Origin of the sequence: Dyadobacter sp. CY351 (assembly GCF_021502625.1) — a bacterium.
Classification (GTDB): Bacteria; Bacteroidota; Bacteroidia; order Cytophagales; family Spirosomataceae; genus Dyadobacter; species Dyadobacter chenhuakuii.
In genome coordinates, this window is sequence record NZ_JAKFFU010000002.1 from 140,842 (window position 1) to 159,426 (window position 18,585).

12 protein-coding genes are annotated in these 18,585 nt (G+C 46.5%); 11 read left to right on the plus strand and 1 reads right to left on the minus strand.

The genetic code is table 11. From position 1 onward, the window contains the following. Positions 1-21: 21 nt before the first annotated feature. The 6 genes from L0660_RS02720 to L0660_RS02745 all read left to right on the plus strand — a co-directional run bounded on the left by L0660_RS02720 (position 22) and on the right by L0660_RS02745 (position 10,161). On the plus strand, positions 22-3,558 hold the full coding sequence (locus L0660_RS02720; protein ID WP_235157631.1) for a PVC-type heme-binding CxxCH protein: 3,537 nt from the start codon (positions 22-24) through the stop codon (positions 3,556-3,558). Positions 3,559-3,606: 48 nt separating this feature from the next. Further along, on the plus strand, positions 3,607-4,338 hold the full coding sequence (locus L0660_RS02725; protein ID WP_235157636.1) for a ThuA domain-containing protein: 732 nt from the start codon (positions 3,607-3,609) through the stop codon (positions 4,336-4,338). 450 nt (positions 4,339-4,788) lie between these two features. Continuing rightward, entirely contained in the window at positions 4,789-5,907 is a 1,119-nt protein-coding gene (locus L0660_RS02730; RefSeq protein WP_235157638.1) for a Gfo/Idh/MocA family protein, read from the plus strand. Between the two features lie 37 nt (positions 5,908-5,944). After that, positions 5,945-6,793 carry a sugar phosphate isomerase/epimerase gene (locus L0660_RS02735; RefSeq protein WP_235157640.1) on the plus strand — a complete coding sequence of 283 codons (849 nt, stop codon included), beginning with the start codon at positions 5,945-5,947 and terminating at the stop codon, positions 6,791-6,793. 11 nt (positions 6,794-6,804) lie between these two features. Continuing rightward, positions 6,805-8,880: a hypothetical protein gene (locus L0660_RS02740; protein ID WP_235157643.1), complete on the plus strand. Its 2,076-nt coding sequence runs from the start codon at positions 6,805-6,807 to the stop codon at positions 8,878-8,880. Between the two features lie 123 nt (positions 8,881-9,003). Continuing rightward, entirely contained in the window at positions 9,004-10,161 is a 1,158-nt protein-coding gene (locus L0660_RS02745; RefSeq protein WP_235157645.1) for a cellulase family glycosylhydrolase, read from the plus strand. Between the two features lie 66 nt (positions 10,162-10,227). Here the strand turns inward: L0660_RS02745 and L0660_RS02750 are convergent, their stop codons facing one another. Then, a complete protein-coding gene (locus tag L0660_RS02750) occupies positions 10,228-10,383 on the minus strand; it encodes a hypothetical protein (RefSeq protein ID WP_157486705.1) in 156 nt (51 codons plus the stop codon). A gap of 34 nt (positions 10,384-10,417) precedes the next feature. Here L0660_RS02750 and L0660_RS02755 point away from each other — a divergent pair, with 34 nt between their 5' ends. The 5 genes from L0660_RS02755 to L0660_RS02775 all read left to right on the plus strand — a co-directional run bounded on the left by L0660_RS02755 (position 10,418) and on the right by L0660_RS02775 (position 18,576). After that, the gene (locus L0660_RS02755; RefSeq protein ID WP_235157648.1) at positions 10,418-11,989 is read left to right on the plus strand and encodes an arylsulfatase; all 1,572 of its coding nucleotides are present in this window, start codon (positions 10,418-10,420) and stop codon (positions 11,987-11,989) included. Between the two features lie 69 nt (positions 11,990-12,058). After that, positions 12,059-13,093, plus strand: a complete 1,035-nt coding sequence (locus L0660_RS02760; RefSeq protein WP_235157652.1) for a T9SS type A sorting domain-containing protein — start codon at positions 12,059-12,061, stop codon at positions 13,091-13,093. Between the two features lie 111 nt (positions 13,094-13,204). Beyond that, positions 13,205-13,813: an RNA polymerase sigma factor gene (locus tag L0660_RS02765; RefSeq protein WP_235157672.1), complete on the plus strand. Its 609-nt coding sequence runs from the start codon at positions 13,205-13,207 to the stop codon at positions 13,811-13,813. Positions 13,814-13,929: 116 nt separating this feature from the next. Continuing rightward, entirely contained in the window at positions 13,930-15,054 is a 1,125-nt protein-coding gene (locus L0660_RS02770; protein WP_233795446.1) for a FecR family protein, read from the plus strand. A 210-nt stretch (positions 15,055-15,264) separates the two neighbouring features. Further along, positions 15,265-18,576, plus strand: a complete 3,312-nt coding sequence (locus L0660_RS02775; protein ID WP_235157682.1) for a TonB-dependent receptor — start codon at positions 15,265-15,267, stop codon at positions 18,574-18,576. Positions 18,577-18,585: the final 9 nt, after the last annotated feature.

Consider the following 18,585-nt stretch of genomic DNA (forward strand, 5'->3'; position numbering starts at 1 on the left):
GTGAATTTAAATAGCGTATTAATGAAGAAGTACAGCTTAGTATTGCTGATCGGGTTATTTGTGTTAGGGTGCGCCAAGAGCAAAATGGGTTCTTCCGGTACAAAAACGAGTGTTTCGCAAGGCCGCAGGGCAGAAGTGCTGTTTCTGGGTCATAATAGCAAGCACCACGATTCGGGAAAATATGCGCCCTGGCTCTCCGTGAAATTATTCAAAAGCGGGATCAACATGACTTACACAGCGGATCTGAACGACATCAACGCCGACAACCTGAAAAAATACGACGGGCTGATCATTTACGCCAATCACGATTCACTGTCGCCGTCACAGGAAAGTGCAATGAAGGCCTTTGTCGAAGGCGGCAAGGGTCTCATTCCGCTGCACTCGGCTTCGGGCTGTTTCAAGAATTCGAGCTGGTATATCAAAACAATCGGCGGCCAGTTTGCTTCTCATAAGGTAGGCAGTTTTAAAAATACGATTTTAAAACCCGATCATCCGGTCATGCAGGGCATTACGGATTTTGAGACCTGGGATGAAACCTATGTTCACAAAAACCTGAATCCTGATAAGACTGTGCTCGGTGAGCGCGTCGAAGGTAATGTGCATGAGCCTTATACATGGGTGCGCAACGAAGGTAAAGGCCGCGTTTTTTACACGGCTTATGGTCATGAAGACAGCACCTGGACCAACAGAGGATTTTTGGATCTAGTAAGAAATGGTGTCATGTGGGCAGTAGGCGATAAAGTGAAGGCGGAAATTGCTGCCTTGAAATTGCCGGATGTAGACATTTACCAGTCGGATACCATTTCTCATTATACCAAGAGGCATGTCGTTCCGAAAATGCAGGAATCACTGTCGCCATCGGAATCGAATAAATTGACTCAGATCCCGGCTGATTTTGAAATACAACTTTTTGCGGCCGAACCCGATATTACCAACCCCATTGCCATGGCCTGGGATGAGCGAGGCAGGCTATGGGTCGTAGAATCGGTGGATTATCCCAACACATTCAAAGAAACAGACGGCGCGGCCAATGATCGAATCAAGATCTGTGAAGACACCAACGGCGATGGCAAAGCCGATAAATTCACCGTTTTCGCAGATAAGCTGAACATTCCGACCAGCATGGTTTTCTCCAATGGCGGGATCATCGTTTCCATGGCGCCGGATTTTGTTTTCATGAAAGACACCAATGGCGATGACGTTGCCGACGTGCGGGACGTAATCATGACAGGCTGGGGCAAGAATGATACGCACGCAGGACCGTCCAATCTGCAATACGGATTTGACAATAAGATCTGGGGCGTGCTGGGTTATTCGGGCTTCAAAGGCACCATCGATGGCAAGAAAATGAATTTTTCACACGGTGTTTACCATTTCAAACCGGATGGAAAGGAGTTTGCCTACCTTGGGAGCAGCAGCAACAACACCTGGGGCCTGGGTATGACGGAAGATAACAATGTATTTCTTTCGACCGCCAATAACACGCATAGCGCTTATTATTCCATTCCCGGCCAGTATATGCAGCGCACCATCGGCGACGATCAGCCTGCTCTTTTATCCGTTCAAAAAATTGACGGACATTATGATGCGCATTCGCTTACGCCAAATTTGAGGCAGGTGGATGTGGTAGGCGGGTTTACTTCCGCTGCCGGCCACCGCTTTTACACGGCCAGAAATTTCCCAAAAGAATACTGGAACCGCATTGCATTTGTTTCCGAACCCACCATTCGTATCGTGCATAAAGCCATTCTGGAACCGGATGGGGCTGGTTTTAAGGAAAAAGACGGCTGGAATTTTATGGCTAGTTCCGACGAATGGTTTGGTCCGGTGCAGGCGGAAACAGGTCCGGATGGAGCGGTTTGGATTGCAGACTGGTACAACTTCATTATTCAGCACAATGTGTTCGTGCCTGCGCAGTCACCCGCAGAATTTATTATGCCCTCCAAAGAACAGCCCCCAGGCCCCGGAAATGCATTCAGCAGCCCCATGCGCGACCTGAATCACGGTCGGATTTACCGGGTTGTTTATAAAAACGCCAGGAAAACGCCTCCTATGAAGTTGTCAAAGGATGACCTGCCTGGCCTTATAGCCGCGTTGGAAAATGACAACATGTTCTGGCGCATGACGGCTCAGCGGCTTTTGGTAGAGTCCAAAAAACTGTCTGTTGTTCCTGATTTGTATAAAATCATCAACAACCCGAAAGTAGACGAGATTGGACTGAACAGCCCAGCCGTCCATGCATTATGGACATTACATGGCCTGGGTGTCTTGGACGGTTCTAATGCAGAAGCATTGCAGGTTGTAAACAGAGCATTAACACACCCGGCTGCGGGCGTTCGCAAGGCAGCAGCAAGTGTTTTGCCAAAAAATGAACAAAGTTTTGAAATGCTTCAAAAAGGCATGAAAGATGCCAATCTGAATACACGTTTAAGTGTTTTTGTTGCTCTGATCACATTGCCGGCTTCGGAAAAAGTAGGTGAAGCAGTTTATCAGGCGGCATTGGACGAACAAAACGCAAAAGACCCATGGTTGTCCAAAGCATTGTTGGCAGCCGCTATTAGCCATGAAAAAGGATTTTTAGCTGCTTCGGAAAAGCAATCCGGGAAATCGGCGTTTGCCGGGCAGGTTACAAAAGCGCTTGCAAAGGAAGTATATCCGTTGGGCCGTCGCAATACGTTGCAATATCCGCCTGATGTATCCGGAAAGGAAATTACCATTAAAGCCAGTGTCACCAAAGCAAAAGACAAAGCATTGCAAGGTTTTATCGCCGGACAAGGTGGAAAAGATGGAGGTTATGCATTGTACATTCAGGATGGCAAGTTGATTATGGCGGTCAAACAGCATGGTATGATAAGTCAGGCAGCAACCACTGAGCCGCTCCCTGAAAAATTCGATGTTGTGGCCAGTTTGACCAAAACGGGAGACATTACCATTGCTATCGACGGCAAAGAAGCTGCAAAAGGCAAGGCGCATATGCTTTTTGCTACGCCGCTCAGCAACTCCGTCCGCACTGGCGAGGATATGGAAGGCGAAGACAAGATTGGTTCGTATGAAGGCAAATTTGGCTTTGCAGGCAATTTCCAAAAGGCATCTCTGGAACTGAATCGTCCGTCGGAAGAAAATGCAGCGGCTATGGAGCGCGAAAAAACGACAACTGCCAGCAATACAAAATCATCCAATGCGACGGTGATCGAGCTGAAAGTTGAAAAGGAAATTATGCAGTTTGACAAAAAGCAGCTTACGGTGAAAGCCGGTCAAAAAGTGGTGATCAACCTGGAAAACCCGGATGGAATGCAGCATAACCTGGTCATTATCAAGCCTGGGACATTGCAAAAAGTCGGTCAGGCAGCAGACGAAATGCTGCGCGACCCAAAAGCTGCTGAGAAGCAGTATGTTCCGAAAGTTCCAGAAGTTTTATTCGCAACCAGGCTCGTCAACTCGGGCGAAACGGTCACATTGGAATTTACGGTCCCTAATGAGCCCGGCAACTACACTTACGTATGCACATTCCCGGGCCACTGGCGCGGAATGAACGGTATTTTGCGGGTAGTTAAATAATTTAAAATGCCTATTAAGCCCAGAAGCTAAACTTTTAATTTTCTTCAAATGACAAATTCAATTTTCAAAACTGCATTAACATGGATCCTGCTGCTGGCTTTTTCAGTGGCATATGCAGACAATAGCATTGATAAAACCGGTAAAAAAGCCATCCGCGTTTTAATGGTCGGCGGTGGTTCTTCTCACGATTTTGATAAATGGTATAAGGGCACAGACGTAGAAACGCTGCAAAAAGATGGCTTGGCAACGGTCGAATATACCAGTGACCCGACCACTATTTTACCAAAACTAAAAGACATTGACGTGCTTCTTCTGGCCAATAACCAGCCCATCGCTGATGATGCGACGAGGAAAGCAATATTTGCATTTGTAGATGCAGGTAAAGGCCTGGTCCTTGCGCATCCTGCGCTTTGGTACAACTGGAAAGACTGGCCTGAATACAATCAGAAGCTGGTAGGCGGCGGCTCAAAAGGGCATGATAAATATGGCCCGTTTGATGTGACAATAACCAAAAAGCACCCGGTGACGAAGAATGTGCCCGAAACATTTCATCTGGACGACGAGCTATATAACCAGATTCCGGATGAATCAGGATCGCCGATCGAAGTTCTGGCAACTGCGAAAGCGGCCGGTTCGGAGAAAGTTTTTCCAAGCATATTCATTGTGAAATATCCCAAAGGAAGGATTGTAGGGATTGCCCTGGGCCATGATGCGGCATCACACACCATAGCACCATATCAGACTATTTTGCGGAATGCTGTTCAGTGGGCTGCTAACTAGTTTTCCCCGGGTTAAAACCCGGGGCCATGATATGGATTGTCCCGATGGGACTTGCTAACTGGTTTTCCCGGGTTGAAACCCGGGGTCATGATATGGATCGTCCCGATGGGACCTGCTAACTGGTTTTTTCAGGGTTGAAACCCGGGGCCATGATATGGATCGTCCCGATGGGACTTGCTAACTGGATTTTTCAGCGTTGAAACCCGGAGGAACAATATAGATAGTCCCGATGGGACGGCTATTATCTCCTAGGGCCCAAATCCAAAGGCACTTATTACAGTCCCATCGGGACAATTTATTTATAGCCCCAGGTTTCAACCTGGGGATAGAGAGATAGAGAGATAGAGAGATAGAGAGATAGAGAGATAGAGAGATAGAGAGATAGAGAGATAGAGATAGAGACAAAGACAAAGAGGCATAGTAAAATACAGACAACTAAACAAAACAAAAATGAGTCAGAAGCAAATCACAGTCGTTATCGTTGGAATGGGTTTTGGAAAAGAATTTATCCCCATTTACCAAAGTCACCCTAACATTAAAGCCGTAGGAATTTGTACGCGCAGCAAAGAAACCCGTGACGAACTGACTGCCAAATTCAATCTCGACCCAAATCTGGTTTTCGAACATTTTGAAGATGTTCCTAAGCGGAAAGATGTAGATGCCATCCACGTAGTAACACCTGTTCCCGAGCACGCGAAAATGACATTGGCATCGCTAAATGCAGGAAAACACACCGCGTGCACCATCCCTATGGCCATGACCGTGGAAGATTGCACAGCGATTGTCGAAGCGAAGCGCCGCTCCGGAAAGGTGTATATGATGATGGAAACCGCCCTTTACACGCGTGAATTTTTATATGGGTTGAAACTGGCTGAAACGGGTGAACTAGGTCGTATTCAGTTTGTCCGCGGATCCCACATCCAGGATATGAGCATGGAAGGCTGGGGCGAATATTGGAAGGGTTACCCACCCATGCTGAACGGCACCCACGCCATTTCCCCGCTCTTAAAAATCAACAACACCATTGCCGAAACCGTTGTATGCCACGGATCAGGCCGGTTAAGCGAAGATCTGGCAAGTCGTTACGGGTCGCCGTTTGCAGTGGAAACAGCAACATTTACGCTAAAAAATTCCGACGTAGTTGCAGAAGCAACGCGCTCATTGTTTGACGTTGTACGTCAATATCGTGAGAGTTATGACGTTTACGGCACCAAAATGTCCTTTGAATGGGAGCAATTGCAAGATGAAAGCCACATCATCTTCGATGGCGGCGAAAATGCAAAACGCATTGATGTGCCCGATACAGACGAACTTTTGATCGAACCAATCAAACATTTCACAAAACGTGAAAAAATAGACGATCCAAACCACGTTTCCTTCCTCCAGGGTGCAGGCCACGGGGGATCGCACCCGCATTTGGTGCAGGAATTTGTAGCCGCCATCGTTGAAGGCCGCGATTCTGCGGTTGACGCAGCATTAGCAGCGAATTACACTTGCGCAGGCATATGCGCCCATGAATCTGCCATGAATGGCGGCATAAGGGTCAATGTGCCGAGCTTCGAGGCGTAACGCCTCACATTCAATACTCACTACTAACATTCCTCCAATGCTATTCGGAGCAAGCACATTTATATGGGTTTCCCCATTCTCAACGCAGAACATTAACCTCCTTACCAAGGTTAAAAACATGGGCTATGACATTATTGAAATAGCCGTGGAAGCAACAGACATTATTGATTGGGAATTGATAAAAACCGTCGCACGCGACCTGGATTTGAAAATTACGATCAGCGGCGCTTTCGGGCCGGAGCGGGACATTTCCAGCACCGAGCCATTGCATCGGCAGCTGGGGAAACAATACATTATCGACTGCATTAAAATTGCACAAAATGTAGGCAGCCCCATCTTCGGAGGGCCGGTTTATTCCGCTGTCGGGAAGACGAGGATCGTTTCGGATGAGCAGAAAAAACAGGAACGTGCCTGGTGCATTGAAACACTCGTTGAGATTGGACAAATTGCTGCGGATCATGGCGTTGTCGTTGGTTTGGAGCCGCTTAACCGCTTTGAGACAGACATGGTCAACACGGTTGATCAGGCACTTTCCATTGTGCAGGAAGTGGCGAGCCCGAACCTCAAAATCGTTCTGGATACATTCCATTCCAACATTGAAGAAAAAGACATTCCTGCTTCGGTAAGGAAGATCGGGAAGGACTTGCTATGCCATGTCCAGGGTAATGAAAGTGATCGTGGGACGCCTGGGACCGGACATTTGGAATGGGAGGAGATCCGGGATGCATTGGTCGGGATCGGCTATGACGGTGCTGTTGTGATTGAAACTTTCGGTCAGCCTTCCAAGGAGCTTGCGCGTGCCGCTTGCATCTGGCGTCCGCTTGCTAATAGTGCCGATGAACTGGCCGAGGAAGGTTTGGCCTTTTATAAAAAAATGTTCTCTTAAAATTTTGCCTTATGCGTAAAGTCCTGTTGTTCCTTTTTGTCTTTTCCAACCTATGTGCTCATGCTCAAATCCCTGTTGATTTGGCTGGTTTCGATAAAAAGAAAGGAGTGAAAGTAACGAATGAAGGCAATTTGCTGCACATAGAATGGCCCGCAGGCAATGCGGAATCCGGGAAAATTATCATTGATCTTAGCAAAGGACAGCCCATTATCAACGGCCTGTTGATGGGCAAAAACAATGCCTACAAAACCATTGTTAAAAACCTGGATCCGGCCGTCATCCTGACGGTTGGCAAACGTGATCTTGTTTCGCAGAACGGCTGGAATATTTTCTTTGACAAAACGGCTTATCTGCCTTACAAAACTTATCCGGTTAAGCTGGATAAAACGGGCGTGAAGGTCGTTTCCTCGGGTTCTCAGACCGAGATTATTGTCTCTGGCGCCATGGCAGGGCCATTTTCGGGTTCATACAATTTTACCCTTTACAATGGCAGTCCGCTAATGAATGTTGCGGCTGTCATGGCCACCGATGTGGATTCGCTGGCGGTGGTTTATGATGCGGGATTGGTGAGCCAGCAGACGCCCTGGGAAAAATTGTTTTGGTCGGATACTGAGAACAATGTCAGGAGCAGGGCCGTTGACAGGATGGACACAGTGAATATGATGGCCGTAAAATATCGCACCATTATCGGAGAAGGAAAAGAAGGCAGTCTGGCTGTTTTTCCAGCGCCGCACCAGTTTTTTTACCCGCTGGACAATGCTTATAACCTCGAACACATTTGGTATGGAAACAATTATCGGAACCAGTTTCCGGGATTTGGCATAGGCCTGAGGCATGACTTACTGGGCGACCGCCGCTGGGTTCCATGGTTCAATGCGCCCCCCAAAACACAGCAGCGATATAATTTCTTCTGCCTACTGAGTGCTGAAAAGGATGGAAAAGTGCTCGAAAAGGTCAAAGCGTTCACGCATAATGATACTTATGAACCGCTGCCCGGCTATTACACCATGTCCAGCCACTTTCACCAGGAGCATGTGGATGAGGTGCTTACGCGGAGGCCCATGCCGGAAATGCCCGGTTTCGTAAAAGCATTCCGCAACACAGGCGTTAACATTGTTCATCTTGGAGAATTTCACGGCCCGGGAAGTCCACGCGGACCCGAAGCGAAGCGCTGGCCCGAATTGAAAATGATGTTTGAAGAATGCAAGCGGCTTTCGGATGGTAATTTCCTGCTTCTGCCCGGTGAGGAGCCGAACAATTTCTTTGGTGGACATTGGATGAATATTTTCCCAAAACCTGTTTACTGGCTCATGTCGCGGGAGAAAAACCAGCCATTTGTTGAAGAAAGCGCGGAATATGGAAAGCTTTACCGCATAGGCAATAAGGAAGAAATGTTAAGGCTGCTGGAACTGGAAAAAGGCCTCGCCTGGACTGCCCATGCAAGAACAAAAGGCTCAACCGGCTTTCCTGACAAATATAAAGATGAAGCTTTTTACAAGTCGGACCGATTCCTGGGTGCCGCCTGGAAGGCAATGCCGGCGGATTTATCCCAGCCAAAATTAGGCAAACGCGTCCTCGACCTGATGGACGATATGGCCAATTGGGGACAGAAAAAATATGTGATCGCCGAGGCAGATCTGTTCCGAATTGAGCCAAATTATGAATTGTATGGTCATTTGAATGTGAATTATATGCAGCTCGATCATATGCCGCAATTTGAAGATGGCTGGCAACCTTTACTGGATGCAATGGAAAAAGGCAAGTTCTTTGTCTCGACGGGAGAAGTGCTTTTGCCGAAGTTTACAGTAAATAATGCCACATCCGGAGAAACAACGAAAGTCGATGCGAAAGGGAATGTTGAGATTAAATTAAATGCCAAATGGACATTTCCATTGAACCGGGCGGAAGTGATTTCCGGGGATGGAAAAGAGGTTTTTCACGATGTGATCAATTTGAATGATACGGAAGCATTTGGAGAGAAGTCATTTACATTTGCCAAAAATTTGAAAAACAGGAAATGGGTGCGCGTGGAAGTTTGGGATGTGGCTGCTAATGGCGCGTTTACGCAAATAGTATGGCTTGAATAGCACACTTTTAAGATAACTGGTAACGTAGAAAAAATAGCTGACCGGAAATTCTTCATGCGCAGCCAAGTGTAGAAAAGGCTGTTGCGCGTCTTTTAAATAATTATAAACAAAATCCTTAACTGAATGAAATTTTTAAAAACGACAGTCTGGGCGATCCTTATTTGCCTTTCATTTCAAAACTGTGCGAAAAAAGAGCAGAAAGATGAAAGCGCCGCAACGGAGCAAAAGGATACGCGTGAGATTTGGACCAAGGAGCAGGCAAACGAATGGTATGCTAAACAAGGTTGGCTGGTAGGTGCCGATTTCCTGCCCAGCACCGCCATTAACCAGCTCGAAATGTTCCAGGCGGCCGATTTTGACACAGCCACCATCAATAAGGAGCTTGGCTGGGCAGCTGATATCGGCATGAACACGATGCGGGTTTATCTGCACGATTTGTTGTTCCAGGAAGATTCTGCCGGCTTTGTGCAGCGGCTGGACGTGTTTTTGGACATTGCGGAAAAACATAAGATAAAGCCATTGTTTGTATTATTCGATTCATGCTGGGACCCGTTTCCTAAGCTGGGAAAACAACGTGCACCAAAACCTGGCGTCCATAACTCAGGCTGGGTGCAGAGCCCGGGGCTCAATGCACTGAAAGACAGTACGCATTATCCGCGTTTGGAAAGATATGTAAAAGGAACAGTCGCTGCTTTTGCCAACGATAACAGGGTGCTGGCCTGGGACATTTGGAATGAGCCGGATAACCCGAATACAAGCTCTTACGGTAAAGTTGAATTGCCTAACAAAGTGGATTATGTGATCCCATTGCTGTCAAAAGCATTCGTTTGGGCACGGTCCGTGAATCCTTCGCAACCATTAACAGCGGGAGTCTGGAATGGTGACTGGACTTCTCATGAGACTTTAAAGCCAATTGAAAAAGTAATGATCGACCAATCGGACATTGTTACTTTTCATAATTACGAAGACGCAGCAGATTTTGAGAAGCGTATCAAGCAGTTGCAGCAATACGGCCGCCCGATGATTTGCACAGAGTATATGTCACGCGGAAATGGCAGTTTCTTTAAAGGATCATTGCCTATCGCTAAGAAGTACCATGTTGGCGCCATCAACTGGGGACTTGTAGACGGCAAATCGCAAACGATCTACCCATGGGACAGCTGGAAAAAAACCTACACCAAAGAACCCGACCTCTGGTTCCACGACATTTTCCGCAAAGACGGAACGCCTTATAAGAAGGATGAAGTTGAGTTGATAAAAAGCTTGACTGCGGCGAAGTAAGGGATTAAGCAAAAAGTCCTGTTAATGTCATCACATTAACAGGACTTTTTGCATTTCGATACATTCTTACTTTTTCAACTTGGCCCAAAAAGCGTCATCCACTTTACCCAGACTCTTCATCAGCAAATCCGTTTTATACTTGCTTGCCTCTTCGATAGTCGCGAACCTGCCTGCTTTCAATTGCTTGCGTGTCGGCTGCTCAAATTTTATTGTAAATTCCATTTTTATATAGGATCATTCATTGACTTTTCATAGTATGTGTATTGCCAATATTACAAAAAAGCATTTGTTCCGGACCCTAAGTATTCTTGCCATTTTTCTAACGGTAACCCTGGTTAGCCAAGGGCTGCTGTTCGCTCAGAAAAAACAGCAAAGACCCAATGTTATTTTCATCTATGCGGATGACGTGGGTTATGGTGATTTGAGCAGTTATGGCGCGACAAAAATCTCGACACCCAGCATTGACCGGATCGGGAAGGAAGGAATCCGTTTCACGAATGCGCATACGACCTCTGCGACTTGTACGCCTTCAAGGTTTGGATTGTTAACGGGAAAATATCCCTGGCGGCAGAAAGGGACGGGCGTTTTGCCGGGCGATGCGTCTCTGATTATTCCTACTGACCGGCTCACTTTGGCGAAGGTCTTTCAAAATGCAGGATACAAAACGGCATCGGTTGGAAAGTGGCATTTGGGACTAGGTGAAAAAAACAAGCAGATCAATTGGAATGAACCTATTACCAAAGGCCCCAATGAAACTGGCTTTGACTACGCTTACTTTTTCCCCGCAACCTCCGACCGCGTCCCCACCGTTTTTATCGAAGATCAAAATGTACAAGGACTCGATAAATTGGATCCCATAGCAGTGGACTATTCCAAAAAAATAGGCAATGAGCCCACAGGTCTGGAAAATCCTGAACTTTTGAAATTACCTGCCTCGCCGAATCACGGGCATAATAACACCATAGTGAATGGAATTGGTCGCATTGGATGGATGACGGGCGGGAAGCAGACCCGGTGGATGGATGAGGAAATTGCACATGTGTTTTTGAGCAAAGCGGAGCAGTTCATGGAGGAAAACCAAAAGAATCCATTTTTCCTGTATTTCTCATTGAATGACATCCACGTTCCGAGAATGCCAAGCAGCCAGTTCAAAGGAAAAAGCCAGATGGGCTTGCGCGGCGACGTGATCCTGCAAATGGACTGGACGGTAGGCGAAATACTTAAAAAGCTGGATGAGTTGAAGTTGACTGAAAATACGCTGATTATTTTTTCAAGTGACAATGGTCCCGTTCTGGACGATGGTTATGCGGATAAAGCGGTTGAACTGGCCCAGGGGCACAAGCCTGCGGGCGTATTAAGAGGTGGGAAATATAGCGCTTTTGAAGGTGGAAGCCGCGTGCCATGGCTCGCGCGCTGGCCGCAAGCCATCAAACCAGGCACTGTTTCGGACGCATTGATCTGCCAGATCGATCTGCTCGCATCATTCGCTCATTATTTCCAGCAAAAAATGGAGGTCGATGATGCCCCGGACAGTTTCAATACCATGGATGCCATCCTGGGAAAATCAAAAATCGGCAGGCCGTATCTCATCAAACAAGGCGGAGCATTGTCTATCACCAGGGAAAACTGGAAATACATTGAGCCAAGAGAAGGCAAAGCGATCCAGGAACTGACAAACACAGAAACAGGAAATAACCCATCCCCTCAACTTTATGATTTAAGCAAAGATCTGGGAGAAAAAACAAACCTGGCAACCAAATATCCCGCGAAAGTGAAGGCTATGGCAGCGGAACTGGGAAAGATTAGGGAGGCTGAAAGGAGTAGATAAAAAATTTCCCAAAAATACTTTGTGACCATTACTAAGACCTGACGTCTAAACACATAAAACCCATGTTTTATGACGTCACATTTTATTTCTTTTTTGAGCGTTTTAGCAGCTGTTTTGTGGTCGGCGCTGTTTCAATGTGCATTGGCGCAGACTATTTATTTTCACCAGGATTTTTCGAAATCGGGGCCTTATGTGCGTGCTGATCCGGATTCCGGGCAGTTTAGCCATATTGTTGAGACGGTTCCTGAGCTTTCTTTTTCTAAATTTTCCAAAAACTATATGGATCTCGTGCGGACGCAGGAGGATTCTGCGACGGGTGGGATTATAAGAGTTTTGCGGGCGACACCATTTAAGCCGAACCCGGAAACATTATTTATCCAGATCACCATCAGCGCTGAATCTGTGCAGTCGGCGGCGCTGAATGCGATGTATTTTTATGTGGGTGAAAATTTTAATCCTGATAACCATTCCTTTCCGGGCAATACATTGATGTTCGGAAAGTTCTCGCTTAATTTTCAGGATGGCGGGTTTAGTATCAAGGACTTCGCAACGCAAAACACCAGTAAGGTTATCCCCAAAAAGAAGCAGGTTACATTGACCTGGGTCCTGAATAATTCAAAGAAATTACTGGCTTACAAACCGTCATCGTCTCATGCTGTCACCTACAACGCCCTGCCGGGAAGTTACGATTTATGGGTTGATAATGAGCCAGTCAGCCTCAATAGTCCCGCATATCCGGGCAATTCTTTATATGCTGCTAATAAACTTTCCAACTTCGAAATGCGGTTCCGGAACGGGCAGGGTAAGGTTCGTATTCATGAGATAATGATCCGTGATGGTGTATCTGAACTGAAAACGGGAGAGGTTGTAGTCGCGCCCAATCCGGCAACTCGGAAAATGATCACATTACGTGCTGAAAACGTGGATAAATCGTCGCTCCGGCTATTTAATATGTGGGGGCGGGATGTGAATATTTCGGCGGAGATAGTGGCTTCTGATAAAATCTTCATCCATCCTGTCGAGGAGCTGGCGTCGGGAATGTATATCGTGCATTTCCAAAATAAGGAGCGCAAGAAGAAATCTGTCAGGGTGATGGTGGAGTAATGTTCAGGGTGTAAGATTTTTTGGTATAGGATGAAAATTGGATTAAGTTTGACTAATCGTTGTAATTAAGCAAGCTTGCGTTTGTAACCTTGTGGCAACTTTTACAATGTTATGAAACCACATTCTCAGCCTCCTCAATCTTCTGATGACAATGCGCTCTGGCGACAGTTTTTGTCGGGGAATGTGGCTGCGTTTGAGCAATTGATGTCTTCTCATTTCCGCGTGCTTTTCCGTTACGGCTGTAAATTTTCGAAAGACCAGGAATTTGTTAAGGACTCGGTGCAGGATTTGTTTTTGCATTTGTGGGAAAAACGGGAGAATCTGAGTGCGGAAGTTGCTGTCAAACCTTATCTGATGGCTTCACTGCGCCGCCTTATGCACAGAAGCGTGTCGTCCAGGTCGTGGGTCGGAGAGGGGAATGCTGAGCAGGCGGATGAGGCATTTGATCTTGAATTTTCTGTTGAGCAGCAATACATTATCAACGAATCTACGCTCGTGCGCACGCGCCAGCTCGAAAAACTGCTGATGGAGCTTCCTAAGCGTCAGAAGGAAGTGATCTATCTGAAATTTTTCCAGGAGCTGAGCCGGGAGCAGATCTCCGAGATCATGTCCGTTTCCCCGCAAACCGTTTCCAACCTCCTCCAAATCGCCATTAAGCAGCTCAAAAAACATTGGAAAGCTGAATTCCTTACCTTCTTTTTGATCCATTTATTTATATAAAAAAGGGTCATAATGCCACTGAAAATGCGGTTTTATTGATTTTTCTAGAAATAATTTAAAATTTATTGGTATCCCGATCCGCTTTGTGTCTATCGTATGTTAGAAGCAAGCCTCATATGGATCATTACAGAGATTTTACCGTTGAAGATTTTGTCTGGGATAACGTTTTTAGGCAATGGGTCCTGTCGCCTACGCGCGAAACGGATGAGCTTTGGGAAGCGTGGATTGAAAAAAATGCAGATGCCCATGACAAAATTCAGCAGGCTAAGAGTATAGTGCTGTCGTTGCGATTGCACGAACCCGAATTAAGCGATCCTGAGATTACAGAAATCGTAAAGAACACCATTGGCCGCATAGACGGTTTTGAAAAATATCCCACTTTTGCCGAGCCTGTAAAACAGCTAAAAACTTACCATTTTCCATGGTTTCGCATGGCAGCAGCGGTTGCATTGCTGCTTATTTCAGGTTGGATCATTTACTCACTTTCTACCAAAAAAGAGTCTCGGCAGATCACATTCGAAAAGCCCATTCAAGAGGATAAGGACAGCATTACCGAGAAGTGGAACGCTTCTACGAAGCCTATGACGGTGGTTTTAGACGATGGGAGCAAGGTGACATTGTCTGCCAAGGCCCGCATCCGTTATGCCAACAAGTTCGTGGCTGCCAAGCGCGAAGTTTACCTGGAAGGCGAAGCATTTTTTGATATTACAAAAGACGCTGACCGTCCGTTTTTTGTGTATTCCAATGGCTTGGTTACCAAGGTTTTGGGTACAAGTTTTACCATTAGGGCATATGGAAATTCGAATGAGGTTACGGTGGAGGTGAAAACCGGGCGAGTTTCCGTTTTTCCGCAGTCGGATCCTGATTTTGAGCAAAAAACTTCGGGTAGGGAATTGCAAGGCATTGTGCTGAGCCCGAATCAGAAAATTATTTATTCGAGGGAGGAAGTGAGAATGGTGAAGACGCTGGTCGAGAAACCCGAAATAGTCGTTCCTAAGGCTGAAATCCCACAATTTGAATTCGAAGACACGCCTGCGAGCGATGTTTTTGCAACCGTTGGCAAGGCTTATGGCATTGAAATCCTGTACGATGCGGAAATTCTAAAAGACTGCCCGCTAACGGCAACACTGGATAACCAGACACTTCACGAAAAGCTTTTTATTATCTGTCAGGCTGTGGAAGCCAGTTATGAAATCATCGACGGGCAGGTTGTGATCCACAGCAGAGGTTGTAAGAATTGATATTAATATGTTGTAAATCAATGTTCTACTTTAACCCAACACCTAAACGACCCGATTAAAAAACAGAAAGAATAATCCATAAAAAAGAGCCGGCAATGTTCCCGCATCACCGGCTCCGAATAATCCCTTTTGGTTGTCGCCATTTTTCCTCCTATGCGGAGGCAGGGATCGTTTTGCCAGCTTTTGAATCATAACAAAACAATCAAATCTATGAAAAAACCCTTTAAATACCGCCAGGTATTACTTTGGACGATGCGAATAACAGCTACACAATTGATATTTGCCATATGGTTCATTGGAACCGGCCAAGCCCACGACAGCAACGCGCAGTCGCTTCTATCTCAGAAAATTACGATTAAGGCCAGCGGCAGTGAAGTAAAAAAAGTGCTGGGCCAGGTCGAAAAGCAGGCCGATGTCCGGTTTGTGTTCAGCTCCAAACTAATCAAATCGGCTAGAAAAGTGACGGTTAATGCGACCGAAAAACCTTTATACGAAGTCCTTGACCAGATACTGACGCCCTTGGAGCTTGAATACGAAGTTTCAGGGAAAATAATAATCCTTAAAAGACAGGACGCCCTTCCGCCGGCTGAACTGCCTTCCAAAAGCATTTCTCCCAAGCGTAACCTTACAGGCAAAGTGGTGGATGAAATGAACGCGCCGCTTCCGGGGGTAAGCATTGTGGTGAAGGGAACGCAAACCGGCACAACAACGGATGCCGATGGCGGTTTTACGCTGGATGTGCCTGATAATGGAGTGCTTGTGCTGAGTTTTGTAGGGTATATGACCAAGGAAATTCCGGTCGGAAATCAAAGCACGATCAACATTACGCTTGAAGCTGATGTGAAATCACTGAGCGAATTAGTGGTGGTGGGTTATGGAGTTGTTAAAAAGTCTGATTTGACCGGATCGGTTGCTTCTATCAAATCCACAGAATTGAATGCTTACCCGGCAACAAACCTCATGCAATCACTGGCCGGACGCGCGACAGGTGTGCAGATTTCGCAAAACACAGGCGCGCCGGGAAGTCCTATCAGCGTACGGATCCGGGGAACAAACTCGGTTCAGGGGGGTAACGAGCCACTTTATGTGGTGGATGGCTTTCCTTATTCCACCAGCCCGACATTGCTGAACAATGCCGATGTTGAATCCATTGAAATCCTGAAAGACGCTTCTGCCACAGCCATTTATGGTTCGAGAGGGGCGAATGGCGTTGTCTTGATCACAACCAAAAAAGGAAAGTCAGGCAGGATCAGCGTGGACCTGGACAGTTATGTAGGTTTTCAAAAGCCGAGGAAGAAAATTGAAATGATGAATGCCAATGAATATGCACAATTCTACAACGAACAAGCTGCTAATGACGGTCTTGCACCGCATTTTACACAAGATGAAATCAATGGTTTCGGCACAGGAACCGACTGGCAGGATCTGACACTCCGGACAGCTGCCATTCAAAACCACTCGGTTTCAGTAAACGGCGGAAATGAGAAGACACGCTTCTCGGTTTCAGGAAGCAACTTCAATCAGGGCGGTATCATTATTGGAAGCGACTATGTGCGTAACTCCATCCGGGCCAATCTGAGCACCGATTTCAGCAAAAAGTTTAAGTTCGATATCAATACAATTTTGACCCGCATCGACACGGATCGCAAGAATTCAGGCGGTGGAAACCGGGGTAACTCATTGATTTCGGCTATGCTTTCGGGTTACCCGACTGTGGATGCGCGTTTGCCCGAAGGTGGTTATTCCAATTTGGCCACGGTTTATTCCTGGGGTTCCAATGTGATCACCAATCCGCTGAACTTCATTGAGCAGCAAACGGATCACCTTCGTTCCAATAAAGTGCTTGCCAACGGAGCGCTTACTTACATGCCGCTGGAAGGACTTTCTATCAAAATCTCGGGCGGGATTGAGAATACGGATGACCGCGGCGACTTTTATACAACTAAAAAATTCGTGAATTCCCTGGGGTCAGCCTCCATTAACACCGCCCAGACCACCAGCTTGTTGAATGAGAATACGGTAAGCTATGTAAAAGAAATTGGCAAGCACAGCATTTCCGCAGTGGCCGGTTTCACTTACCAGGACCTGACCCAGACTGAGCTGAACACAAACGCGAGTGGCTTTGTGAGTGACATTCAGGAGTCATTTGATGTTGGCGCTGGTGCAACGCAGGGTGTGCCGAGATCGAGCTATTTTAAATGGTCACTTTTGTCTTATCTGGGCCGGTTAAATTATTCATTTAACGATAAATTCCTGGCAACGGTCAGTTTCCGTGCGGATGGTTCCTCACGTTATACCGAAGGTCAGAAATGGGGTTACTTTCCTTCGGGATCCATTGCGTATCGTTTGTCGGAGGAGAAATTTATCCAAGATATACCCTTCATTTCGGACCTGAAAATCCGGGTGGGTTATGGCGAAACGGGAAGCACGGCCATTGATCCTTACTACACATTAAACCAGCTGTCGTCCAACAAAGTGGTTTTTGGAGACGCCTTAACAACTTCCTATGCACCGGGCTTACGCCTTGCCGGACCATTGAAATGGGAAACTACATCGCAGTCCGACATTGGATTGGACATTGGGTTTTTTCAAAACCGATTCTCGCTGACATTGGATTATTATATCAAAAATACGCGTGACCTACTCAATAATGTGCCTTTGCCTTCATCACTGGGCTATGCTTACACCATTGATAATGTCGGAAAAGTGCAGAATAAAGGTTTTGAGATCTCGGCCAATGCCAATGTGCTTACCGGCGCTTTCAAGTGGAATGTGTCTGCTAATGCATCCATCAATAAGAACAAAGTCTTGAAATTATATGGCGGCAATGATGTACTGGGCCAGGCAATCGACATTTCGGTGATTAATGACAATGTGAATGTGCTGCGTGAAGGCGAGTCGATCGGGACTTTTTACGGATACATTGAAAAAGGATATGATGAAACCGGCAAGATCGTTTACGAAGATTTCAACGGAAACGGCACGCGTGACATTGGCGACAAACGCATCATCGGAAACCCGAACCCGAAGCTGATTTACGGTTTCAATTCGAGCATGAATTACAAAAATTTCGAGTTGAATGTGTTTATTCAAGGCACGCAGGGGAATGATATCTTCAACCTGAGCTCTGTAAACCAAACCATGGATTACGGTCAGGCCCTGAATATGCCGCGAGAAGTGTTTGCAAACCACTGGACGCCAACCAATACCAATGCCAAATATCCATTAATCACAGGCAAAGTGTCGCAAGCGCAGGTTTCGAACCGGTTCGTAGAAGACGGATCTTACCTGCGTTTCAAGAACATTCAGCTGAGCTACAATGTGCCGGTGAAAAACATCAAATGGCTTACCAGTGCGCAGGTTTATGTAAGCGCACAAAACCTGATCACATTCACCAAATATTCCTGGTTTGATCCTGAAATCAGTTCCTATGGCAGCTCCAACTCGATCCGCATGGGCATTGACCATTACAGCTATCCTACTGCAAAAACGACGACTATCGGCTTGCGCGTAGGTTTCTGATCTATCAAA